Source organism: Streptomyces sp. NPDC012510 (assembly GCF_042955065.1).
Classification (GTDB): domain Bacteria; phylum Actinomycetota; class Actinomycetes; order Streptomycetales; family Streptomycetaceae; genus Streptomyces.
Genome location: NZ_JBIBEN010000004.1, coordinates 300952 through 323095, shown reverse-complemented (window position 1 = coordinate 323095; position 22144 = coordinate 300952). Strand labels below are relative to the sequence as shown.

19 protein-coding genes are annotated in these 22144 nt (G+C 71.1%); 5 read left to right on the top strand and 14 right to left on the bottom strand.

The genetic code is table 11. The annotated features are described in order from the left end of the window. The first annotated feature begins 360 nt into the window (after window positions 1–360). Window positions 361–1998 (top strand): protein kinase, encoded by a 1638-nt coding sequence (locus tag ACFY9I_RS09250; protein ID WP_390998714.1) that lies wholly within the window; start codon window positions 361–363, stop codon window positions 1996–1998. A 126-nt stretch (window positions 1999–2124) separates the two neighbouring features. Here the strand turns inward: ACFY9I_RS09250 and ACFY9I_RS09245 are convergent, their stop codons facing one another. The 3 genes from ACFY9I_RS09245 to ACFY9I_RS09235 all read right to left on the bottom strand — a co-directional run bounded on the left by ACFY9I_RS09245 (window position 2125) and on the right by ACFY9I_RS09235 (window position 4587). After that, the gene (locus tag ACFY9I_RS09245) at window positions 2125–2667 is read right to left on the bottom strand and encodes a proteasome activator (RefSeq protein ID WP_390998711.1); all 543 of its coding nucleotides are present in this window, start codon (window positions 2665–2667) and stop codon (window positions 2125–2127) included. Between the two features lie 94 nt (window positions 2668–2761). Further along, window positions 2762–3235: a hypothetical protein gene (locus ACFY9I_RS09240; RefSeq protein ID WP_390998709.1), complete on the bottom strand. Its 474-nt coding sequence runs from the start codon at window positions 3233–3235 to the stop codon at window positions 2762–2764. A 371-nt stretch (window positions 3236–3606) separates the two neighbouring features. Next, window positions 3607–4587, bottom strand: coding sequence for a zinc-binding dehydrogenase (locus ACFY9I_RS09235; protein ID WP_390998706.1), 981 nt, complete (start codon window positions 4585–4587; stop codon window positions 3607–3609). 503 nt (window positions 4588–5090) lie between these two features. On the opposite strand from ACFY9I_RS09235, the gene ACFY9I_RS09230 reads away from it, so the two are divergent. Then, window positions 5091–6128 carry an ATP-binding cassette domain-containing protein gene (locus ACFY9I_RS09230; RefSeq protein ID WP_390998704.1) on the top strand — a complete coding sequence of 346 codons (1038 nt, stop codon included), beginning with the start codon at window positions 5091–5093 and terminating at the stop codon, window positions 6126–6128. Beyond that, window positions 6125–6973, top strand: a complete 849-nt coding sequence (locus tag ACFY9I_RS09225; protein ID WP_390998701.1) for an ABC transporter permease — start codon at window positions 6125–6127, stop codon at window positions 6971–6973. The genes ACFY9I_RS09230 and ACFY9I_RS09225 overlap by 4 nt, the downstream gene beginning before the upstream one ends. 113 nt (window positions 6974–7086) lie before the next feature. Here ACFY9I_RS09225 and ACFY9I_RS09220 read toward each other — a convergent pair whose 3' ends face one another. The 6 genes from ACFY9I_RS09220 to pdhA form a co-directional block, all read right to left on the bottom strand. Continuing rightward, window positions 7087–8178 (bottom strand): NAD-binding protein, encoded by a 1092-nt coding sequence (locus ACFY9I_RS09220; RefSeq protein ID WP_390998699.1) that lies wholly within the window; start codon window positions 8176–8178, stop codon window positions 7087–7089. Between the two features lie 112 nt (window positions 8179–8290). Then, window positions 8291–9643, bottom strand: a complete 1353-nt coding sequence (locus ACFY9I_RS09215) for a molybdopterin-binding protein (RefSeq protein ID WP_390998697.1) — start codon at window positions 9641–9643, stop codon at window positions 8291–8293. Beyond that, entirely contained in the window at window positions 9640–10575 is a 936-nt protein-coding gene (locus ACFY9I_RS09210) for an NTP transferase domain-containing protein (RefSeq protein WP_390998694.1), read from the bottom strand. Before ACFY9I_RS09210 ends, ACFY9I_RS09215 begins: the two co-directional genes overlap by 4 nt. A gap of 115 nt (window positions 10576–10690) precedes the next feature. Continuing rightward, window positions 10691–12223, bottom strand: coding sequence for a 2-oxo acid dehydrogenase subunit E2 (locus ACFY9I_RS09205; RefSeq protein ID WP_390998692.1), 1533 nt, complete (start codon window positions 12221–12223; stop codon window positions 10691–10693). Next, entirely contained in the window at window positions 12223–13227 is a 1005-nt protein-coding gene (locus ACFY9I_RS09200; protein WP_390998689.1) for a transketolase C-terminal domain-containing protein, read from the bottom strand. Before ACFY9I_RS09200 ends, ACFY9I_RS09205 begins: the two co-directional genes overlap by 1 nt. Continuing rightward, complete coding sequence (gene pdhA, locus ACFY9I_RS09195; RefSeq protein ID WP_390998686.1) at window positions 13224–14360, bottom strand: pyruvate dehydrogenase (acetyl-transferring) E1 component subunit alpha; 1137 nt, start codon at window positions 14358–14360, stop codon at window positions 13224–13226. The genes ACFY9I_RS09200 and pdhA overlap by 4 nt, the downstream gene beginning before the upstream one ends. A gap of 189 nt (window positions 14361–14549) precedes the next feature. On the opposite strand from pdhA, the gene ACFY9I_RS09190 reads away from it, so the two are divergent. After that, on the top strand, window positions 14550–15035 hold the full coding sequence (locus tag ACFY9I_RS09190) for an Lrp/AsnC family transcriptional regulator (protein ID WP_152174088.1): 486 nt from the start codon (window positions 14550–14552) through the stop codon (window positions 15033–15035). 69 nt (window positions 15036–15104) lie between these two features. On the opposite strand, the gene ACFY9I_RS09185 is transcribed toward ACFY9I_RS09190, so the two are convergent. Then, a complete protein-coding gene (locus ACFY9I_RS09185; RefSeq protein ID WP_390998683.1) occupies window positions 15105–15695 on the bottom strand; it encodes a TetR family transcriptional regulator in 591 nt (196 codons plus the stop codon). Next, window positions 15692–17209, bottom strand: coding sequence for a 3-hydroxyacyl-CoA dehydrogenase (locus tag ACFY9I_RS09180; RefSeq protein ID WP_390998680.1), 1518 nt, complete (start codon window positions 17207–17209; stop codon window positions 15692–15694). Before ACFY9I_RS09180 ends, ACFY9I_RS09185 begins: the two co-directional genes overlap by 4 nt. A gap of 147 nt (window positions 17210–17356) precedes the next feature. Between ACFY9I_RS09180 and paaN the strand changes: the two genes are divergently transcribed. Then, on the top strand, window positions 17357–19063 hold the full coding sequence (gene paaN / locus ACFY9I_RS09175) for a phenylacetic acid degradation protein PaaN (RefSeq protein WP_390998678.1): 1707 nt from the start codon (window positions 17357–17359) through the stop codon (window positions 19061–19063). Window positions 19064–19065: 2 nt separating this feature from the next. Here the strand turns inward: paaN and ACFY9I_RS09170 are convergent, their stop codons facing one another. The 3 genes from ACFY9I_RS09170 to ACFY9I_RS09160 are packed head-to-tail and all read right to left on the bottom strand — an operon-like array spanning window position 19066 to window position 22054. Continuing rightward, a complete protein-coding gene (locus tag ACFY9I_RS09170) occupies window positions 19066–19881 on the bottom strand; it encodes a TrmH family RNA methyltransferase (protein WP_390998675.1) in 816 nt (271 codons plus the stop codon). Then, complete coding sequence (locus ACFY9I_RS09165) at window positions 19878–21236, bottom strand: HTTM domain-containing protein (protein ID WP_390998672.1); 1359 nt, start codon at window positions 21234–21236, stop codon at window positions 19878–19880. The genes ACFY9I_RS09170 and ACFY9I_RS09165 overlap by 4 nt, the downstream gene beginning before the upstream one ends. Continuing rightward, on the bottom strand, window positions 21233–22054 hold the full coding sequence (locus ACFY9I_RS09160; protein WP_390998669.1) for a DUF5819 family protein: 822 nt from the start codon (window positions 22052–22054) through the stop codon (window positions 21233–21235). Before ACFY9I_RS09160 ends, ACFY9I_RS09165 begins: the two co-directional genes overlap by 4 nt. Between the last annotated feature and the right edge of the window lie 90 nt (window positions 22055–22144).

Sequence of the window (22144 nt, the reverse complement as noted above, 5' to 3'; positions counted from 1 at the left end):
ACTTGTTACGGTCTCCGTCGGCCACGCTACAGCCTTCACGCAACGGGCCGGTCCGAGTTGGAGCGCGGCCGGCAATCGGGGATCGCGACGGATTCACGGTGGATTCGAAGGCTGACCGGCCATGAAACCCGCAGCGCGCGCACTCGTGCAAGTTGTGTGTACCGGGCGTACGCCCCCTGTAACGCTTCCGCGACGCTTCTTTCGCGTACGGTCACGGATCGGGCACCGCGCTTGACGTGTCAGTGCCCTGGGGCAGACTTGGCCGGGAATAGCACAAAGGATCACCAGCATCATCAGGGATCACCGATCGCGAGAGCCACGCCAGCAGCTTTCGCGCGCGCCGATGGGGGACGCAGGAAGATGAGCCAGGACGCCGCACAGGGCCGGTATGCGGGACGGTCGCTAGCCGGCGGCCGCTATCAGCTGCGTGACCTGCTCGGTGAGGGCGGCATGGCATCCGTCCACCTCGCGTACGACTCGGTGCTCGACCGACAGGTCGCGATCAAGACACTCCACACCGAACTCGGTCGCGAACAGGCCTTCCGCGAGCGTTTCCGCCGCGAGGCCCAGGCCGTGGCGAAGCTCACCCACACGAACATCGTCTCGGTCTTCGACACCGGCGAGGACGAGATGGACGGCATGACGACGCCGTACATCGTCATGGAGTACATCGAGGGCAAGCCGCTCGGCTCGGTGCTCGACACGGACGTCACCCAGCTCGGCGCGATGCCCGCCGACAAGGCGCTCAAGATCACCGCTGATGTGCTGGCGGCGCTGGAGATCAGCCATGAGATGGGCCTGGTCCACCGCGACATCAAGCCGGGCAACGTGATGATGACCAAGCGCAACGTCGTGAAGGTCATGGACTTCGGCATCGCCCGCGCCATGCAGTCCGGTGTCACGTCGATGACCCAGACCGGCATGGTCGTCGGCACCCCTCAGTACCTCTCGCCCGAGCAGGCCCTCGGCCGCGGTGTGGACGCCCGCTCCGACCTGTACTCGGTCGGCATCATGCTGTTCCAACTGACCACCGGACGACTGCCGTTCGAGGCGGACTCGCCACTGGCCATCGCGTATGCGCACGTCCAGGAGGAGCCGGTCGCTCCCTCCTCGATCAACCGTTCCCTGCCGCCGGCCGTGGACGCCGTCGTCGCCCGCGCCCTGAAGAAGAACCCGAACGAGCGGTTCCCGAGCGCCGAGGCGATGCGCGACGAGTGCCTCCGGGTGGCCGCGTCCCTCCAGCCGGTCGCGCCGAGCATCGTGCCGGGTGCGCAGACATCCAGCGGTGCCGGGGTCTCCTCGGCGGTCTTCCCGCCCATCGACCAGACGGGCACTCCGCAGTCGGGCAGCGTCCAGACGCCGTACCAGCCGCAGCAGACGGGCGGGTACGGCCCGCCGACGCCCGCCCCGTCCTACGGCTATCCGCAGCAGGGCGGCTACCAGACGCCGCCACAGACCTCCGCGTACACGCCCCAGCAGGGGGCGGCCACCCCGCCGCCGTACACCATCTCGCCCCAGCAGTCCTCGCTCTCCGCGGGGCGTTCCGGGGGCGACCGGAGCAACAAGGGCGTCATCGTGGGAGCGATCGTGGTGTCACTCCTCGCGATCGGCGGCCTGATCGCGGCGCTCAGTCTGAACACCGGCACCGAGGCCAAGAGCGGCGACAGCGGCACGGACGTGTCCGCCTCGCCGACCGTGGTCGAGGGACACAAGGGTCCGGACACGTCGAAGGTCATCGACTCGACCGAGTGCACGGAGCCGACGGAGTCGTACAACGACCCCGACAAGATCGAGCTGCCTGACTTCACCTTCAAGAACATCGACTCGGTGAAGAAGTGCCTCCAGGCGGCGGGCTGGCAGTACGACGTGCGCAAGGTCGACGAGAACACGTACGGCGAGGGCACGGTCATGGAGCAGTTCCCGACGGCCGACGAGGACGTCAACCCCAAGGACATGCCGTCGATCATCCTCAAGGTCTCGACGGGCAACCCGGCCTGAGGCCCGCGGCGCTGTGGCCGACCTCGGGGCCGCCCGACGCTCTCGGTGGTTTCGGCCGTAGGAAGGGCCCGGCACTGCAGGTGCCGGGCCCTCTGTTTGCGTACGGGTGGGGGGTGGGGCGGAGGCTCAGAGGTACGGGCCGCCGGAGCGGCCGAGCGTGCGCGGGTCGTCGTCACCGTCGTGTCCGCCGACGCCGGGCGGAAGAGCGCGGCGCATCTGCTCCAGTTGGGCCCGCGCGGCCATCTGCTGGGCGAACAGCGTCGTCTGGATTCCGTGGAAGAGACCTTCGAGCCAGCCGACCAACTGGGCCTGCGCGATCCGCAGCTCCGCGTCGCTGGGGATCGCCTCGTCCGTGAAGGGCAGGGAGAGCCGCTCCAGCTCCTCGACCAGCTCCGGCGCCAGGCCGTCCTCGAGTTCCTTGACCGAGCTGGCGTGAATCTCTTTCAGCCGGGCCCGGCTGGCCTCGTCGAGGGGCGCCACCCGCACCTCTTCGAGCAACTGCTTGATCATGCTGCCGATGCGCATGACCTTGGCCGGCTGTTCCACCATCTCCGTCACCGGGACCTCGCGGGAGTCATCGTCTCCTCCACCGCCCACCGCCATGCCGTCCTGGCCCACGACCAGGATGTGGGGCTGTTCGGGCGACCGTTCGTTCCTCGGCATCTCCATGCCGCCATTCTCTCGCACGCGTACACCTCACCACCGTGGTGCCCCCGACGCGGGGTGATCCACCGTTCACGTACGAGTTTGTCCGTGTGCCGGCTCAGTCCCGCCGTATCCGCAGCCCCACGAAGGCGAGGCCGAGGCCGAGGCCCATCAGCATGAGGCCGCTGCCGAGGGCGAGGGCCGGCAGGACGCGCTCCTCGGCAGTGCCGCCGCCGGCCCCTGGTGGGGCGGGCGGTACGGGCAGGGCGGCGTTCTGCGACGGCTCGGGGGCGACGGTGGGGTCCGGGCCGTCCGGTTCCGGGGCTGGCTCCTCCGTCGGTGGTGTGTCCACCTCGGCTTCGGGTTCCACCGGGCCGGCGTCCTGCCGCCCAGGCCTCTCCCTGCCCTCGCCCGCACGGCTGCCGGCCCTGGAGGGGGCGGGGTCGAGCTCCCCGGCCCCGGCCCTGGAGGCGACGGGGTCAGGCTCCCCGGCGGCGGACGCAGCCGGTATCGCCCCCGTCATCAGCAGCACGAGCAGCCCCGTGACGAGAACCAGTCCCCCAACGCGGGCCGGGCGAAGCGAAGAAGCCACGCCCTCAGCGTCACATGGCCCTCCGCACCCGGCATCCCGACCCGACGCCGCCCCCGAAGGCCGCCCGGCCCTTGCCGGTGGCCTCGGGCACCCCCGGACTGGACCGGATCCCCCGGACCGGATGGATTCCCCGAACCGGACCGGACCGGATCTACCGAACCGGATGGATTCCCCCGAACCGGATGGATTCCTAGAACTGGACGCTCACCGGAGCGGAGGGGCGCCAGGACCGTCGAGTCCCGAGCCCGCCCATCCCCGCTCGGGTGCAGTCCGCTCGGGTGCAGTCCGCTCGGGGGACCACTGCTCCGGACGGGTGCCCATCGCCCGGACGCCCCCGCTTTGCATTCCGACGCTGCGGCGTTCCGGCGGTCTTACGGCACGACCAGGAGCACCTTGCCGACGTGACCGCTTGCCTCCAGTACCCGGTGGGCCGTGGCCGCGTCGTCCATGGGGATCTCGCGGTCGACGACCGGGCGGATGTGGCCGCCGTCGACCAGCGGCCACACGTGCTCGCGTACGGCGGCGACGATGGCGGCCTTCTCCTCCAGCGGCCGCGCGCGCAGCGAGGTCGCGCTGATCGCGGCGCGCTTGGTGAGGAGAGCGCCGATGTTCAACTCACCCTTGATGCCGCCCTGCATGCCGATGATCGCGAGGCGACCGTTGACGGCGAGGACCCGGACGTTGCGGTCGAGGTACTTCGCGCCCATGTTGTCGAGGATGACGTCCGCGCCCTTGCCGTCGGTGGCCTTGCGGACCTCCTCGACGAAGTCCTGCTCGCGGTAGTTGATCAGGACGTCCGCTCCCAGGGCGGCGCACTGTTCCAGCTTCTCCTTGGTGCCGGCGGTGACGGCGACCTTGGCCCCGACGGCCTTCGCGAGCTGTATGGCCATGGTGCCGATGCCGCTGGAGCCGCCGTGCACGAGGAGGGTCTCGCCGGGGCGCAGGTGGGCGATCATGAAGACGTTCGACCAGACCGTGCAGGTCACCTCGGGCAGGGCGGCCGCCAGGTTGAGGTCGAGGCCGGCGGGCACGGGCAGGAGCTGGCCGGCGGGGGCGACGACCTTCTCTGCGTAGCCACCGCCCGAGAGCAGCGCGCACACCTGGTCACCGACGTTCCACCCGGACACGCCCGGCCCGATCTCCGCGATTCGCCCGGAGCACTCCAGGCCGGGGTAGGGGGAGGCGCCGGGCGGTGGGTCGTAGAAACCCTGCCGCTGGAGCAGATCGGCGCGGTTCACGGCGCTCGCCGCCACCTCGATGAGCACTTCGCCCTCGCCGGGCACCGGATCGGGAACCTCGTCCCACACCAGCGCCTCGGGTCCACCGGGTTCCGGAATCGTGATCGCATGCATGAGAGGGACGCTACTCCTCGCCCACCACGCCCTGTCTCGGTCCCATCCCCTTCGCCCACGGCCCTGCCCGGCCCAGCGGTCGGCGGCGACCGTATCGAGGTCGTCGTCCCCGGCCGCGCGGAGCCCCCGGCCGCCATCAACCGCCCGCCCGACCAAGGCCGGCCCGCGTACCCGGCCGCTGCGGCCCCTGCCGGTCTGCCCGGCCGGGAAATCCAACGCACCGACGGCGGATTCCACTACTTCTCGCCCCGGTACTTCTCGCCCCGACCGACCTACGTCGCCGCGCCCATTGCCACTGGGCCCCTGGTCGTAAAAGGGGTGCGATCCGTCGCCATCGGAGAGACCGTGGACCCTTACGGTCGCACGGTTCTCGTCGGCGCGCTCCGCCTCGATGCCGGAGCAGTCGCAATGTCCCGCGCGGCGACCGATGAGTTTCGGCGGTCCCGGTGGTCTCCCCTTGCGTAGCCCCGGACACGGGCCCCGTACGCGGAAGGATCTCAGACATGAGCGCACAGACATCCGGCCTCGCGATCGAGACCGCGGGTCTGGTGAAGACGTTCGGCGAGACGCGGGCCGTCGACGGCGTCGACCTGGCCGTGCCGGCCGGCACGGTCTACGGCGTCCTCGGCCCGAACGGCGCCGGCAAGACGACCACGGTGAAGATGCTCGCGACTCTGCTGCGACCCGACGGCGGCGAGGCGCATGTCTTCGGTCACGACGTCGTGCGGGACGCCGACGAGGTACGCGGCCGGGTGAGCCTGACCGGGCAGTACGCCTCGGTGGACGAGGACCTGACGGGCACCGAGAACCTGGTGCTGCTCGCCCGGCTCCTCGGCCACGACAAGCGGGCGGCCCGGCTCCGGGCGGAACAGCTACTGGAGGCCTTCGGTCTGAGCGAGGCGGCCGGGAAGCAGGTCAAGCACTACTCGGGCGGCATGCGGCGGCGTATCGACATCGCCGCGTCCATTCTCAACACCCCCGACCTGTTGTTCCTGGACGAGCCGACGACCGGCCTCGACCCGCGCAGCCGCAACCAGGTCTGGGACATCGTGCGCGCGGTGGTCGCCCAGGGCACGACGGTGCTGCTGACCACGCAGTATCTCGACGAGGCCGACCAACTGGCGTCACGGATCGCGGTCATCGACCATGGCAAGGTGATCGCGGAGGGCACCAAGGGCGAGCTGAAGGCGTCCGTGGGCGCCGGTTCCGTCCATCTGCGGCTGCGCGACGCGGCCCAGCGGCCGCAGGCCGAGGAGGTGCTGCGGCTCGCCCTCGACGCCGATGTGCAGCGGGAGCCGGACCCGGTGGCCCTGACGGCACGCGTCGGCGCGGGATCCGCCAACGGGCAGGGCGCCGCCGAGGCGGCCGCCCGAGCCCTCGCCGAACTGGCCCGTACCGGCATCACCGTCGACAACTTCTCGCTGGGCCAGCCCAGCCTGGACGAGGTCTTCCTCGCCCTCACCGGACACGACACCAAGGCATCAGCCGCCGCACAGGCCGGCGACGACACCCCCGAGACGAAGGACGAGGCGGCGGCATGAGCACCGCGACCACCACCGAGAACAAGGAACTCGCCCCCGTCAGCGCCGAATCGCTCGCCGCGCTACTCATCGCCAAGGAGCGGCCGCCGCGACCCAGCGCCCTGTCGGCGTCGCTGACCTTCGGCTGGCGGGCCATGCTCAAGATCAAACACGTGCCGGAGCAGCTCTTCGACGTCACCGCCTTCCCGATCATGATGGTGCTGATGTACACGTACCTCTTCGGCGGTGCGCTGGCCGGCTCTCCCGAGGAGTACATCCAGTTCCTGCTGCCGGGCATCCTGGTGATGTCGGTCGTGATGATCACGATGTACACCGGTGTCTCGGTCAACACGGACATCGAGAAGGGTGTCTTCGACCGGTTCCGCTCCCTGCCGATCTGGCGGCCGTCGACGATGGTCGGCTATCTGCTGGGCGACGCCCTGCGCTACGCCATCGCGTCCGTGGTGATGCTCACCGTCGGCATGATCCTCGGCTACCGCCCGGACGGCGGGGTGGTCGGCGTGGTCGCCGGGGTCGCGCTGCTCATCGTCTTCTCGTTCGCGTTCTCGTGGATCTGGACGATGTTCGGACTGATGCTGCGCACCGAGAAGTCCGTGATGGGCGTCAGCATGATGGTGATCTTCCCGCTGACCTTCCTGTCCAACGTCTTCGTCGACCCGAAGACCATGCCGGGCTGGCTCCAGGCGTTCGTCAACAACAGCCCCGTGACCCATCTCGCCTCGGCGGTGCGCGAGTTGATGGCGGGCGAGTGGCCGACCGCGGAGATCGCCTGGACGCTGGGCTGGTCCGCCCTGTTCGTGCTGATCTTCGGCCCGATCACGATGCGGCTCTACAACCGCAAGTAGCGACCCGCCCGAGCCGGTTCCGCCCGGACCGGTCGGCCCACGCCATGAGGCGCCCCGGGGACATGTCCCCGGGGCGCCTCATGGCGTGACTCCCGTTTCCCGTCGCCCGCCCGCTAGGGCAGGTGCTTCGTCTCGGGGGTGACCTTGGTGCTCGGCGTGGCACGGACGATGGTGATGAGGCGGTCGGTCAGTTGGAGTTCGCCGATGGACGGGTCGTCGTAGCCGAGCACCCGGTGCCCGCGCAGGACGCTGACCACCAGGTCGTCCGTCTCCCGCACGCTGCGCCCCACCTCTGCCTTTATGACCGGACGTTCGGCGATGTCGAGCCCGCTGCCCTGTTGGATGAGGTCCTCCATGACCATGCCGGCGGCAGGGCTGAGCACGGAGAGCCCGAGGAGCCGTCCTGCCGCGCTGGCGCTGGTGATGACGACATCGGCCCCGGACTGCTTCAGCAGCGGCGCGTTCTCCTCCTCTCGTACGGCCGCCACGATCTTCGCCCCACGGTTGAGCTGGCGGGCGGTCAGCGTGACCAGTACGGCGGTGTCGTCCCGCGCGGTGGAGATGATGATCTGCCGGGCCTTCTGCAGCTCGGCCCTCAACAGCACATCACTGCGGGTCGCGTCCCCGATGACCCCCGTGTAGCCCTCGGACGTCGCCGCCTCGATGGCTTTCGAGCTGGGGTCGACGACGACGACCTGCTCCTTCTTCAAACCCGTCGCACAGACGGTCTGGACCGCCGACCGCCCCTTGGTCCCCCAGCCGACGACAACGGTGTGCTCCCTCAAGGCCGCCCTCCAGCGGTTCAGTCGCCATTCCTCGCGCGTGCGCTCCGTGAGGACCTCCAGCGTGGTGCCGACCAGGATGATCAGAAACAGCACACGCAGCGGCGTGATCACGAAGATGTTGGTGAACCGGGCGGCATCACTGACGGGGGTGATGTCCCCGTACCCGGTGGTGGAGAGGGTGACGGTGGCGTAGTAGAACGCGTCGAGCAGATCGACGGAACCGTCCGAGTTGTCGGTGTATCCCTCATGGTCGGCGTAGACGATGAACGCGGTCGCAATCAGCACGAACAGCGCCATGGCGAGCCGTGTGCCGACCTGACGGATCGGTCGTTCGACCTCTCGTTTCGGCAGTCTCACCTGGTGGGTCACGTGACGCTCGTCCGCGTTGCGGGCGATCGCGTCATGGCCCGGCAGTTTCACGTGAAACACTCCCCGTTTCGACGTACATCCCCTGGCTGTACTTCGCCTCCGCATGCCCCTTGTTTCACGTGAAACATCGCTGGTCTTACGCCCAGTTGGGCATCTGGACGTTTCACGTGAAACATACCTGGAGCCCCGCCGTCGCCCAGGGCAGTTCGAGCAGTTCCAACTCCTGCCCGGAGCGGGCGCCGCCGGGCGTTACGACGGCAAGGGCATCGGCGGTGGCGATGCCGCGGAGCATAGCGGGACCGTTGTAGTGCAGCGGTACGGCATCGTCACCGCGCAGGGCGACGGGAACGAGCCGGGTGTCATGGGGATGCCCGTGCACCGCCTCCCGCAGGGGCATCGTGTACGGCTCCGGGGCGGCGCGTCCAGCGAGAGTGCGCAGCAAGGGCTCGGCGAGTGTGAACAGTCCGGAGACAGCGGCCAGCGGGTTGCCGGGCAGCCCCACGAGGTGCTGGTTCTGCTTGAGGCGGGCCAGCAGCATGGGGTGGCCCGGCCGCACCTTCACTCCGTCGACGAGCAGTTCGGCGCCGACGCGGCGCAGGGTGGGGTGGACATGGTCGACGGGTCCGGAAGCAGTGCCCCCCGTGGTGACGATGAGGTCGGCGGAGGACTTCTTCACGGTCCGGTACAGGGCGTCGGCGTCGTCCCCGAGGCGGCGTACGGCGGTGACCTCGGCGCCGAGTGCCCGGAGCCAGGACGGCAGCATCGGGCCGAGGGCGTCCCGGATCAGCCCCTCGCGCGGAAGCCCTTCGGTGAGCAGTTCGTCGCCCAGGACGAGCAGTTCGACGCGCGGACGGGGGAGCACCGCCAAGGTGTCGTACCCGGCGGCCGCCGCGAGTCCGAGTGCGGCCGGGGTGATCTGTGTGCCCAGCGGCAGCAGTTGGTCACCGGTACGGCACTCCTGACCCCGCGGGCGGATGTCCTGACCGTGTGCCAGGTCCCGGGTCGGGTGCAGTCGCCCGCTGTCGTCGGTGCGGCCGTGCTCGCGGCGCAGGACGGCGGTCGTGTCGGACGGGATGCGCGCCCCGGTCGCGATACGGACCGCCTCCCCGTCCGTGAGCCGCCCGGAGTCGGCGTGCCCTGCGAGCACACCGTCCTCCCGTACCTCCCAGGGGCCGGGACCCGCGACCGCCCAGCCGTCCATCGCGGAGGTGTCGAAGGAGGGGAGGTCGGTGAGGGCCGTGAGGGGAGCGGCGAGGACTAGACCGAGGGCGTCTTCGACGGTGACGGACACGGGGGCCGGGCGTCCGGCCGAGAGGGCCGCACGTTCGGCCACGGCACGGGCCTCGGGCCAGGTGTCGGCCCGGTGGTGGGGATCGTCCTTCGCCCGGTGCGCGTCGGCGTGTCCGGCCGTAGGGGTTTCGCGGGCGGCGGGCTGCACCGGCCCCCGGGCGGCTCTGTCGTTGGCCACGGCCAGCGCCTCCTCCACGTCGAGTTCCTCGGCGTCCTGGGCGGTCATCCGGCGTCCGGGGCGGTCTCCGGGCCGGACGCGGCGTCCGCCTCGGCGCCGGGCTCGCCGTCGGAGGTGTCCTCGTCGGACCAGCGCAGGGCCAGAGCGACGGCCTTGCGGGCGGCCTCGGTGACCGCCTCGGGTCCTCCCCCGGCCTTGGCGGCCGCATAGCCGACCAGGAAGGTGGTCAGCGGCGCGGCGGGCCGGGCCACGTTGTGGGCGGCGTCACGGGCGAGGTCGAGCAGCTCGGTGCGGTCGACGTCGAGGTCGATACCCAGCTCGTCCTTGACTGCGGAAATCCATTCATCCAACACGTGGCCATGCTCCCTGATCCGTGCGCGGGCGGCGGCGATGTCGTCCCAGGTGTCGCAGTCGAAGGATGCGACGGGGTCGGTGATACGGGTGAGGCGCAGCCCTGCCGTCAGCCGTCGCAGGGGGAGCCCGGTCGGTCCGCCGTGCTCGACGGCGAGCCGGGCGAGCTCCCGGCGCAGGGCCTCGGCCCGGTAGGCGGCGACGAGGGGCTGGTCACGGCCGTCGGGATCGGTGACCAGGACGCCGTCGGTGGTTCCCGCGCCCTCGCGGAGGCCGTCGAGCAGTCGCCGGACCGTCTCCTCGTCCAGGAACGGCAGGTCGGCGGAGAGGACGAGGACGTAGGGCGCGGTGGTGTGCCGGAGTCCGGCGTCGAGCGCGGCGAGCGGGCCACCGCCGGGAGGATTCTCGCGGGCCCACCGCACGGGTCGCGCGGTCGGGCGGGGGTCGGCGACGACGACGGTCGCCCCGGCCCCGGCGCAGGCGGCCAACACCCGGTCGAGCAGGGCCCGGCCGCCCACACGCACGGCGGGCTTGTCGGCGCCGCCGAGCCGCCGGGCGGCTCCTCCGGCGAGCACGACGGCGTCGAACTCCTCGGTACCGGGGCCGCCCGGCGGCTCGTACGCGGTCATCTCTCGAGTATGCGTGCCCGCGCGATCACAGGGAACGCGGGGGAGACCGCGCGATCACGGTCCGGCCGGGCCCGGTGGCGGAGCATGATCGGCCCCGGGGGAGCGAACCCGCTGGTCAGAGCGTGCGCAGCAGCACCGCCGGCTGTTCGACGCAGTCCGCCACGTACCGCAGGAAGCCGCCCGCCGTGCCGCCGTCGCACACCCGGTGGTCGAAGGTGAGCGAGAGCTGCACGACCTGCCGTACCGCCAGTTCGCCCTGGTGCACCCAGGGCCTGGGGACGATGCGACCGACGCCGAGCATGGCGGCCTCGGGGTGGTTGATGATCGGAGTGGACCCGTCGACGCCGAAGACGCCGTAGTTGTTCAGGGTGAAGGTGCCACCGGTGAGCTGGGCCGGTGTCAGCGTCCCGGTCCGGGCGGCCTCCGTGAGGCGGGCGAACTCGGCGCTGAGCGACTCCGCGTCCCTGCCGTGGGCGTCCCGGACGACGGGCACGACCAGTCCTCGTTCGGTCTGCGCGGCGAACCCGAGGTGCACCTGGTCGAGCCGGACGATCTCGCGGGCCTCCATGTCGACCGTCGAGTTGAGCTCCGGGAAGCGGGCCAGCGCGGCGGTGCAGATGCGGGCGAGGAGCGCGAGGAGGGAGATCTTCGGGTTGCCGGCCGCGTTCATGGCCGTGCGGGCGCGCATCAGCTCCGTGGCGTCGGCGTCCACCCAGCAGGTCGCGTCCGGGATCTCCCGCCGGCTGCGGGAGAGCTTGTCGGCGACTGCCCCCCGTACGCCCCGCAGCGGAATGCGGGTGCCGGAGCCGGCCTCCGCGCGCTCGGCGGCGGCGCCCGTCAGCGGCTGCGCGAGGGGGGCTGCGACCGGCGGTGCCACCACGGTCTGCGAGGCCTGCACCGGGGCCGTGGCCGTCCGAAGCGCGTGCTCCACGTCCGCCCGGAGGATCAGCCCGTCGGGGCCCGAGCCGTGCAGCCGCCGCAGATCCAGGCCGTTCTCCCGGGCGAGCCGACGGACGAGTGGAGAGATGACCGGCACGGGGCCGTCCGGGCGCTCGGGAGCGGCGACCGGTGGGGTCGCGCGCCCGACGACAAGGGCGGGCTTCGCCGTCGGAGCCGTCGGCGCCGCTGAAGCCGTCGGCACCGTCGGCGCCGTTGAAGCCGTCGGCACCGTCGAAGCCGCTGGACCCGTCGGACCCGTCGGCGCCGTCTGGCTCGTCGGCATGGCGGCCCGGACCGGCTCCCCCGGCCGTACCCTCCTGCGCCGCGCCGGAGGCGCCCCGGTGCCGTAGCCGACCAGCACATTGCCGGAGCCCTCGTTCTCCTCGGCGGAGATCCCGCCCGCTCCCTTCGAGGCGCCGTCGACGACCGTGCCCGCGCGCCCAGCCGCACCGTCGGCGACCGGCGCCCCCACCGCGACCGTCAGCAGCGGCGCTCCCACGGGTAGTTCCGTGCCCTCCTCGCCGAAGCGAGCGGTGACGACGCCACCGTAGGGGCAGGGAACCTCGACCATGGCCTTGGCCGTCTCGACCTCGACGACGGGCTGGTCGACGGCGACGACGTCCCCGACCTGGACCAGCCAGCGGACGATCTCCGCCTCGGTGAGGCCCTCACCGAGGTCGGGCAGCTTGAACTCCAGCACCTGGGCCATCAGCTCTCCGCCTCCCACTGCAGGCGCCCCACGGCGTCCAGGATCCGGTCCACGCCGGGCAGATGGTGCCGCTCCAGCATCGGCGGCGGGTAGGGGATGTCGAACCCGGCGACGCGCAGGACGGGCGCCTCCAGGTGGTGGAAGCAGCGCTCGGTGACCCGGGCCGCGATCTCGCCGCCCGGTCCGCCGTACCCACCGGACTCGTGGACGACGACGGCGCGCCCGGTGCGCCGTACCGACGCGGCGACCGTCTCGTCGTCGAACGGCACCAGGGAGCGCAGGTCGACAACTTCGAGGTCCCAGCCCTCCGCCGTGGCGGCCTCGGCGGCCTCCAGGCAGACGGGCACGGACGGGCCGTAGGTGATGAGCGTGGCGCTGCGGCCGGCACGGCGCACGACCGCACGGCCGATCGGCTCGACGGTCTGCGGCTCCTCGGGGTTCCAGGAGTCCTTCGACCAGTACAGACGCTTGGGCTCCAGGAAGACGACCGGGTCGTCGGAGGCGATGGCGGCACGCAGCAGCCCGTAGGCGTCGGCGACGGTGGCGGGCGTGACGACATGGAGCCCGGGAGTCGCCATGTAGTACGCCTCCGAGGAGTCGCTGTGGTGCTCGACGCCGCCGATGCCGCCGCCGTACGGGACGCGGATGGTGATCGGCAGCGCCATCGCCCCGCGCGTGCGGTTGCGCATGCGGGCGACATGGCTGATGAGCTGCTCGAACGCCGGGTAGGCGAACGCGTCGAACTGCATCTCCACGACCGGCCGGAGCCCGTACATGGCCATGCCGACGGCCGTGCCGAGTATGCCCGCCTCCGCGAGCGGGGTGTCGGTGACCCGGTCCTCGCCGAACTCCTTGGCCAGGCCGTCGGTGACCCGGAAGACACCGCCGAGGGTGCCGACATCCTCACCCATGACGTGCACGGTCGGGTCGGCGGTCATGGCGTCGCGCAGGGCACGGGTGAGCGCCTGTGCCATGGTGGCGGGCTTGAGAGCGACGGTGGTCATCGGTGCGCCCCTTCTTCTTCCGCCGCCAGCTCGGCCCGAAGCTGTGCCTCCTGCTCGCGCAGTTGCGAGGTGGGCTCGGCATAGACATGGGCGAAGAGGTCCATGGGGTCGAGCACCGGGTCCTGGTTCATGCGCTCGCGCAGGTCGGCCGCCATGGCCTCGGCGGCGTCGCGGGCGTCCCGGATGCCGTCCTCGTCCAGGAGGCCGCGGTCGGTCAGCTCGTGCTCCAGGAGGGCGATCGGGTCGTGGGCCCGCCAGGTCTCGACCTCGGCATCCACCCGGTAGCGGGTGGCGTCGTCGGCGTTGGTGTGGGCGTCGATGCGGTACGTCACCGCCTCGACCAGCGTGGGGCCGCCGCCCGCGCGCGCGTGGGCCACCGCTTCGGCGAGCACCTGGTGCACGGCGACCGCGTCGTTGCCGTCGACCAGGCGGCCCGGCATCCCGTAACCGACGGCCTTGTGGGCCAGCGAGGGTGCTGCGGTCTGCTTCTCCAGGGGCACGGAGATCGCGAAGCCGTTGTTCTGGACCAGGAAGACGACCGGGGCCCGCCACACGGCGGCGAAGTTCAGCGCCTCGTGGAAGTCGCCCTCGCTGGTGCCGCCGTCGCCGACCAGGGCGAGCGCGACCACGTCGTCGCCCTTGAGGTGGGCGGCGTGCGCGAGCCCCACGGCATGCGGGAGCTGGGTGGCGAGCGGGGTGCACAGGGGTGCGACCCGGTGCTCGTGCGGGTCGTAGCCGGTGTGCCAGTCGCCGCGGAGCAGCGTGAGCGCCTGTACGGGGTCGAGGCCGCGGGCGACGGCGGCGAGGGTGTCGCGGTAGCTCGGGAAGAGCCAGTCCCGCTCCTGGAGGACAAGCGCGGCGGCGACCTCGCAGGCCTCCTGGCCGGTGCTGGAGGGGTAGACGGCGAGCCTGCCCTGCTTGGTCAGGGCCGTGGCCTGCGTGTTGTAGCGGCGGCCACGCACCAGCTCGGCGTAGAGCCGGCGCAGCAGCGCGGGGTCGGCGTCGGCCGCGGCGTCGGTGCCGAGCACGCGGTACGGCCGCGCGTCGGGCAGCAGGGGCGCGGGGTCCGTGCGGGGCTGCCAGGCGGGCGGCGGTGTCGGGCGGTACGCGCCCCGCTGCTCCATGACCGTCATACGGCACCTCCTCGTGGGAGTGGCTCAGGGACGCGGCACGGCTGTGACACGTCTCACCTACCGATTGTTCGGTCGTTGGCGCATTTTGGCTACAGGCACCCCCAGGCTGTGGACAAACGGTTCTGCACAGCCTGCAATGAACGCAGTACGTCCATGGCAGAGAGGCGGGGGCACATGGCATCTGAACAAATGGCCGAGCCGCCGGAGCACGGCCCGGCCCTGCCGCCCCCTCGACCACTGGACGCCATAGATCAGGACATCCTGCGCATGCTCCAGGCCGACGGTCGTGCCTCGATACGGTCGGTCGCCGAACGCGTCCATGTCTCGCGCGCCAATGCCTACGCACGTATCAACCGCCTCATCGAGGACGGCGTGATCCGCGGTTTCGGGGCGCGCGTCAACCACGAGCGCGCCGGAAAGGGCACCTCGGCCTACATCACCCTCAAGATCGTGCAGAACTCCTGGCGCACGGTCCGCGAACAACTGCGCCAACTGTCCGGCGCCGCCCACATCGCCCTGGTGGGCGGCGACTACGACGTCCTGCTCCTGGTGCACACCTCGGACAACCGGGCCCTGCGCGAGGTCGTCCTCACCAAGCTCCAGGCCATCCCGGAGGTGCTCAGCACACGCACCCTGCTGGTGTTCGAGGAGGAGGACGTGGAACCGGAGGGGTGATCGGCCCGGACAGGTTGGGGACATCCGGCGCCGCGGGCTCCGGCACCGCGGGCCCCGAGGGGAGGCGGCTCAGTCCTGGGCGCGCAGCCCCGCGAAGACCAGATGCGCCACCGCTTCGGACACTTCCCGCTCGCCCATGCCCCGCCCGTCCGGCCGGTACCACTCCACGATGGAGTTGATCATTCCGAAGACGAGCCGCGTGGCGAGCCGCACCTCCACGTCACCGCGTACGTCCCCGTCGGCGGCCGCGGCCTTCAGCAGTTCGGCGACCCGGTGGTCGAAGTCGCGGCGCCGCTCCAGGGCCCAGCGCTCGGTGTCCGTGTTGCCGCGCACACGCAGCAGCAGCGTCACGTACGGCAGCTCGTCGATCAGGACCTCGACCATGCGCCGCACGACGTGCTCCAGCCGCTCCACCGCGCGCCCCGCGCGCGCGGGTTCCTCGTCGAGGATCCCGAAGAGCCCGTCCAGCGCCCGGCTGACGGCCCGGCGCAGCAGCTCCTCCTTGCCCGTGACGTGGTGGTATATCGACGACTTGGAGATACCGGCCGCCTTGGAGAGATGCTCCATCGAGGTGCCGTCGTAGCCGCGCTCGTTGAAGACCCGGACAGCGACGGAGAGCAGGGTCTCCGGGGTGTAGGTGTCGCGCTTGGCGGTGGTCATGAGGAGGTGCCCTCCCGCTTGTCGGAAGCGTAGGCGTGGCGGTAGAGGGCGAGGGACGGCGCATATCGCCCGGAGGGGTCGCGCAGGTGCAGGTCGTCCAGGAGGGCGTACGCCCAGTTGCGGCCCAGCCTGCGGCTCCATTCGAAGGGGCCGAGCGGATAGTTGACGCCCAGGCGCATGGCCGTGTCGATGTCCTCCTCCGTGGCGACCCCCTTGGCGACGGCGTCGTGCGCGAGATCGACGATCCGGGCCACCGTGCGGGCGACGATCATGCCGGGGGCGTCCCCGATGACGCTGACGTCCTTGCCGAGCGCCTGGAAGAGCCCGGTGGCCTCGGCGAGGGTCTGCGGGGCGGTGTCCTGGGAGGCGGACAGGGCGATCCGGGTGGCCTTGCGGTAGTCGAGCGCGAGGTCGAAGTAGACCACGTCGCGGAACTCCACGGAGGTCTGCCCGTCGGCGAGGGCCAGTTGACCACCGCTCGGCAGGACGAGCCGGGTGCCGTGGTCCTCGTCGTCCTCGCGGACGGGGATGCCCGCTTCCCGGATCAGCCCGACCAGGTCGGAGGCGGGACCCAGGTCGCCCTCGACGGCGACGTACGCCGGCGGCGGGACCGGTTCGGCGGTGTGCGGCTCGGGGCGCTCGGCGTCGTCGGTGTAGTCGTACCAGCCCTGTCCCGTCTTGCGGCCGAGCCGACCGGACTCGACGAGTCTGCGCTGGGCCAGCGAGGGAGCGAAGCGCACGTCCTGGAAGAATGCCTGCCACACGGAGTGGGTGACGGACTCGTTGACGTCCTGCCCGATGAGATCGGTCAGTTCGAAGGCGCCCATCCGGAATCCGCCGCACTCACGCAGCACCGCGTCGATGGTGGCGGGCTCGGCGGCCTGCGCCTCGTACACCGCGAAGGCCTCCGCGTAGAAGGGCCGTGCGATGCGGTTGACGATGAAGCCAGGGGTGTCCGCACAGGCGACCGGCGTCTTTCCCCAGGCACGGGCGGTCTCGTACGCGCGCGTGGCCGACGAGACGTCCGTGGCGAAACCGGAGACGACCTCGACAAGGGGCAGCAGCGGCGCGGGATTGAAGAAGTGCAGACCCACGAAACGGCCCGTGTTGCGCAGGGCGCCGCCGATGGCCGTGACGGACAGCGAGGAGGTGTTGGTGGCGAGCAGACAGTCCTCGCCGACGATGTCCTCCAGCGCCCGGAACAGCTCCTGTTTGACGTCCAACCGCTCCAGGACCGCCTCGACGACGAGGGAGCAGTCCGCGAGGTCGGCGAGGCTCTCCGCCGCGTGCAGCCGGGCGCGCGCCGCGTCCCGGTCGGCACCGGTCATACGGTCCTTCGCGACGAGCCGGTCGAGTCGGCCGCCGATCGCCTCGGCCGCCGCCCCGGCGCGGCCGGGCACGGCGTCGAACAGCCGTACGGGGTGGCCGGCGGACAGCGCCACCTGGGCGATGCCCTGGCCCATGGTGCCGGTGCCCACGACGGCCACGGGGCTGCTGGGGTCGAGTCCTGTCATGTGCGCGATCCTCCCGCACGGGGTCGTCCACCGATGAGGCGGACCCCCTTGTCCCGACCGATCGTTCGGTTACTCTAACTCTGTCCGCCTGTTCCTGCCCCGGTCAGGGCTCAGCGAAGAGCCCCTGACGTGAGGAGTTGGTCAAGCATGGCCGCCGAAGCGTCCGCGCACACCCTGATCGCCAAGCACCGGCCCACCCTCGACCAGGCGCTGGAGGCGATCCGCACGCGCGCGTACTGGTCGCCCCACCCCGAGCACCCCAAGGCGTACGGCGAGAACGGCAGCCTGGGCATGGCCGAGGGCAAGGCCGCCTTCGACGCCCTCCTCGGCACCCGCCTCGACCTGGACCAGCCCGGCACCGACGACTGGGTCGGCGGCGAGACCTCCCCGTACGGCATCGACCTGGGCGTCACCTACCCGCACGCGGACCTCGACGCGCTGCTGCCCGCCATGAAGGCCGGCCAGCGCGCGTGGCGCGACGCGGGCGCCGAGGCGCGCGCGGCGGTGTGCCTGGAGATCCTCAAGCGGATCGCCGACCGCACCCATGAGTTCGCCCACGCGGTCATGCACACATCCGGCCAGGCCTTCATGATGGCCTTCCAGGCCGGCGGCCCGCACGCCCAGGACCGAGGCCTGGAGGCAGTCGCGTACGCGTACGCGGAGCAGGTCCGCACCCCCGCCGAAGCGGAGTGGACCAAGCCTCAGGGCAAGCGCGACCCCCTCGCCCTCACCAAGCGGTTCAAGCCCGTGCCGCGCGGCATCGCCCTGGTCATCGGCTGCAACACCTTCCCGACGTGGAACGGCTACCCGGGCCTGTTCGCCTCCCTCGCCACCGGCAACGCGGTCCTCGTCAAGCCCCACCCGCGCGCGGTCCTGCCGCTCGCCCTCACCGTCCAGGTCGCCCGCCAGGTCCTCACCGAGGCCGGCTTCGACCCCAACCTGGTCGCGCTGGCCGCCGAACGTCCCGGTGAAGGCATCGCCAAGGACCTGGCCACCCGCCCCGAGATCCGCATCATCGACTACACCGGCTCGACCTCCTTCGGCGACTGGCTGGAGGCCAACGCCCGCCAGGCGGAGGTCTACACGGAGAAGGCGGGCGTCAACACGGTGCTCGTCGACTCCACCGCCGACTACAAGGGCATGCTCTCCAACCTGGCCTTCTCCCTGTCCCTGTACAGCGGCCAGATGTGCACCACCCCGCAGAACCTGCTGATTCCCCGCGACGGCATCACCACCGACGAGGGCCCCAAGTCCTACGACGAGGTGGTCGCCGACCTCGCCAGGTCCGTCGGCGGCCTGCTGGGCGACGACGCGCGCGCGAACGCGCTGCTCGGCGCGATCGTGAACCCGGAGGTGAAGGCCCGCCTGGAGGCGGCCGCCGCGCTCGGCGAAGTCGCCCTCGCCTCAAGGGAGATCGTGAACCCGGAGTTCCCGGACGCGGTCGTCCGTACGCCGGTGATCGTGAAACTCGACGGCGCGCGAAAGTACTGGGAGCGCGCCGAGGACGAGGCCGCGTTCATGAGCGAGTGCTTCGGTCCGGTGTCGTTCGCCGTCGCCGTGGACTCGACGGCGGACGGGGTGGAGCTGCTGCGGCGGACCATCAGCGACAAGGGTGCGATGACCGTCGGCGCGTACACCACCTCCGACGAGGTGGCCGAGACCGTCGAGGAAGCCTGCCTGGAGGAGTGCGCACAGCTCTCGCTGAACCTCACGGGCGGGGTGTACGTGAACCAGACCGCCGCGTTCTCCGACTTCCACGGCTCGGGCGGAAACCCGGCCGCGAACGCGGCACTGTGCGACGGGGCGTTCGTGGCGAACCGCTTCCGGGTGGTGGAGGTGCGCCGAGAGGCGTAGGCCTACGAAGGCGAGCCCCCGGTCGCGCTCCAGTGGTACAGCGTCATCGCCACGCTCGTCGCCAGGTTGTAGCTGGAGACCTGAGGCCGCATCGGCAGGGAGAGCAAGTGGTCGGCCCGGGCTCGCAGTTCGGTGGACAGACCACTGCGCTCGGAACCGAAGGCGAGGACGGCGTCGTCCGGGAGCTTCGAAACCCGGATGTCTTCGCCCTCGGGATCGAGCGCGAAGAGCGGCCCCGGCGGCAGCTCCGCCACCTCCAGGCGCTCGACGGCGGTCGCGAAGTGCAGCCCCGCACCACCGCGGACGACCGTGGGGTGCCAGGGGTCGAGGGTGCCCGTGGTGACCACCCCGGTCGCGCCGAAACCGGCGGCCAGCCGGATGACGGCACCCGCGTTGCCCAGATTGCGCGGGTTGTCGAGAACCACGACCGGCGCGGTGCGCGGCGTGCGCCCGAGCGCCGCCAGTTGCGCCGCGCGCTCGGGACGTACGGCCAGGGCGGCGACGGCAGTGGGGTGCGGACGTGGCACCAGCGTGCGGTACGTCTCCTCCGGAACCTCCTGGAGCAGACGTGCGAGCCGGTCCCGTACGTCCGGGGCCAGGTCGTCGGCCAGAGCGAGCGCCGCCGTACGGTCGGCGGTCACGGCCACCGGGACCTCGGCGCCGAAACGCACGGCGTGCTTGAGGGCATGGAAACCGTCGAGCAGGACGGAGGTGTCGGCGAGGCGACGCCAGGCCCGTACGGGGTCGAGCGCCGGGCGGTCGTCGTCCACCGGTCCACTCACCGGATCGTTCACCGGTCCGCTCACCGGATCGTTCATGCGGTGAAGCCTACGCGCGCCTGCTCGCCGCTCGTCCCGGTCTGCTCGTAGAGCGACGGCGGCTGCTCCGAACGCGGGCCCGGCAGCGTCCGGCCGCGCCCCGGCGGCACACGGCGCAGGACGCGGTCCCGCCCGCGTACCGCCAGGCCGCCCAGGCGCTTGAGGAAGGGAGTGGGAAGGAAGACGGCGTCGGCAGCGATCATGGCGAGTGAGAAGAACGGCAGTCCCAGCACGACGGCGATCACGGCGTGCTCGGTCATCATGATCGCCAGCAGGACGTTCTTGACGCGCCGGTTGAAGAGGGTGAACGGGAAGGCGACCTGCACGATCACCGTCCCGTACGTCGCCAGCATCACCATCGTGCCGCTGGACGACATCAGCTCGGAGAGCGTGGCCCACGGCGAGAAGTAGTCCAGATGGAACGGGTAGTAGGCGGCCGTGCCGTCCTGCCAGCGCGAGCCCTGGATCTTGTACCAGCCGGCGGCCGCGTAGATCAGGCACGCCTCGGCCATGATCACGACCAGGGCGGCGTTGTGCACGAGATTGCCGACGATGTCGAGGAGCACACGCGGCTTGGCGTCGGACTCGATGCGACCGACGGCCCACCACAGGCCGTACACCGCCCACAGCCCCCAGAAGAACGTCAGCCAGCCCCCCAGCCGACCACCGGGGACGAGCCCGCCGAACGTCGCCACCAGCAGCGCGAACCCGAGCACGCTCCACAGGGCGGGGCCCACCCGGTCCGCCGATGCCCTCCCCTCCCGCTCCAGGCGCTCGCCCGCGCGCCGTGCGCGCCGCGCGTCCAGCGACCAGACCTGGGCGCAGCGGACGAACACAAGGTAGATCGCCATGAGGTGGAGGACGTTGTCACCACCGTCCCCCATGAAGACGCTGCGGTTCTGCAGCGAGAGAACACCCACCATGAAGAGCACGCTCATGGCACGAGTGCGCCAGCCGAGCAGCAGCAGAACGGTCGACAGGACGGCGACGCCGTAGACGATCTCGAACCACACCATGCTGTCGGACCACATCAGCACCGTGAAGGCGTCGTTGTCCGCGATCAGCTGCTGGGCCAGCTCCCAGCTCCAGGGACCGTCAGGGCCGTACAGCTCACGCCGGTGCGGGAACTCACGCAACAGGAACAACAGCCAGGTCGCGGAGAAGCCGATGCGGATGATCGCGCTCTGGTACGGGCCCAGCGCGCGATCGGTGGCCCGGGTGATCCCGTTGCCTATCGCGGCCGCGAGACGCCCGATCGGGCTGCTCGGCGTGGTCGAGGCGGCCGGGGTCGTCGAAGTGATCGAACTGTTCGGGGTGGTCGAACTGTTCGGGGTGGTCGGGCTCGTGGAGCTCATTCGGCGCTCGCCTCCGTGCGGCCGGTGACGTTCCGGCCGGCGCCGCCCACGTGGGTGGCAGCGTCCGTCCGGTCGTTCTCAGTCACCGACCACCAGGGCAGTTCCCGGAGAACAGGCTTGTCGGACACCTTTTCCTCGCTCCACTCGGGCGGCGGGACGTTGGTGGTACGGGACCGGAGCTGGATCCGTTCGATCACTGCTCCGGGACCACCGGCCCCCTCACGGTCGAGGCGCATCACCACGATGCGGCGCACATAGCGCTCGGAAAGGTCCCCGCGCGAGGTGGTGGCGCGGTTCTCGCCGTCGTGCGTGGCGACGTAGAAGTCCCAGGCCCGCCGCAGTTCGTTCTGCTGGGTGTGGCTCGGCGCGGGGTTCCGGTCGATGGCGGCGCCGTCCAACGCCGACAGGTCGTACCAGCCGGTCGTGAGCACCTCGCCCTCAGCCGAGCGGACCTCGGCGCGCGCCTGCACCGCGATGTTCTGCTGCAACGGGTTCGGGGCGAACAGCTTCCAGTTCTGCTCGAACTCCGGATACACCCATTCGTCCACCGCCCGGCCGTGTTCTTTCGTCAGCGTGTTCGAGGGGGCGATATGCAGAAACACCAGCCCGAGATGCACACAGGCCCCCACCGCCACGACCGCGAGCACCAGCGCCACGGCGATCTGGTAGGGGAGGGTGAGCGCCGCGATACCGGAGGCGGACTGCGACGGCGGGTCCGCCATGGACTCCGACTGCGACGGCGACTGCGACGTAGGCACTGGTTCGGACACGGGATGCGGGACAAGCCGGGCGTTCGAGCCCTCGTCGTACGCGTCCATTCCGCCCCGCTCCCCGATTCCCACGACCCGGTCCACTTCTCCACCGGAACTTACTCAGCCGCGCTCCTCCGGCACAGCCCCGACAGCCAC

Excerpts from the sequence above, each read along its gene's own strand:
- ACFY9I_RS09160 (WP_390998669.1), bottom strand. The coding sequence starts at position 22,054 with ATGGACGCGTACGACGAGGGCTCGAACGCCCGGCTTGTCCCGCATCCC.
- ACFY9I_RS09210 (WP_390998694.1), bottom strand. The coding sequence starts at position 10,575 with ATGACCGCGTACGAGCCGCCGGGCGGCCCCGGTACCGAGGAGTTCGAC.
- ACFY9I_RS09235 (WP_390998706.1), bottom strand. The coding sequence starts at position 4,587 with ATGCATGCGATCACGATTCCGGAACCCGGTGGACCCGAGGCGCTGGTG.
- ACFY9I_RS09230 (WP_390998704.1), top strand. The coding sequence starts at position 5,091 with ATGAGCGCACAGACATCCGGCCTCGCGATCGAGACCGCGGGTCTGGTG.
- ACFY9I_RS09250 (WP_390998714.1), top strand. The coding sequence starts at position 361 with ATGAGCCAGGACGCCGCACAGGGCCGGTATGCGGGACGGTCGCTAGCC.
- ACFY9I_RS09165 (WP_390998672.1), bottom strand. The coding sequence starts at position 21,236 with ATGAGCTCCACGAGCCCGACCACCCCGAACAGTTCGACCACCCCGAAC.
- paaN (WP_390998678.1), top strand. The coding sequence starts at position 17,357 with ATGGCCGCCGAAGCGTCCGCGCACACCCTGATCGCCAAGCACCGGCCC.
- ACFY9I_RS09245 (WP_390998711.1), bottom strand. The coding sequence starts at position 2,667 with ATGGAGATGCCGAGGAACGAACGGTCGCCCGAACAGCCCCACATCCTG.
- ACFY9I_RS09205 (WP_390998692.1), bottom strand. The coding sequence starts at position 12,223 with ATGGCCCAGGTGCTGGAGTTCAAGCTGCCCGACCTCGGTGAGGGCCTC.
- ACFY9I_RS09215 (WP_390998697.1), bottom strand. The coding sequence starts at position 9,643 with ATGACCGCCCAGGACGCCGAGGAACTCGACGTGGAGGAGGCGCTGGCC.
- pdhA (WP_390998686.1), bottom strand. The coding sequence starts at position 14,360 with ATGACGGTCATGGAGCAGCGGGGCGCGTACCGCCCGACACCGCCGCCC.
- ACFY9I_RS09180 (WP_390998680.1), bottom strand. The coding sequence starts at position 17,209 with ATGACAGGACTCGACCCCAGCAGCCCCGTGGCCGTCGTGGGCACCGGC.
- ACFY9I_RS09200 (WP_390998689.1), bottom strand. The coding sequence starts at position 13,227 with ATGACCACCGTCGCTCTCAAGCCCGCCACCATGGCACAGGCGCTCACC.
- ACFY9I_RS09170 (WP_390998675.1), bottom strand. The coding sequence starts at position 19,881 with ATGAACGATCCGGTGAGCGGACCGGTGAACGATCCGGTGAGTGGACCG.
- ACFY9I_RS09190 (WP_152174088.1), top strand. The coding sequence starts at position 14,550 with ATGGCCGAGCCGCCGGAGCACGGCCCGGCCCTGCCGCCCCCTCGACCA.
- ACFY9I_RS09225 (WP_390998701.1), top strand. The coding sequence starts at position 6,125 with ATGAGCACCGCGACCACCACCGAGAACAAGGAACTCGCCCCCGTCAGC.
- ACFY9I_RS09185 (WP_390998683.1), bottom strand. The coding sequence starts at position 15,695 with ATGACCACCGCCAAGCGCGACACCTACACCCCGGAGACCCTGCTCTCC.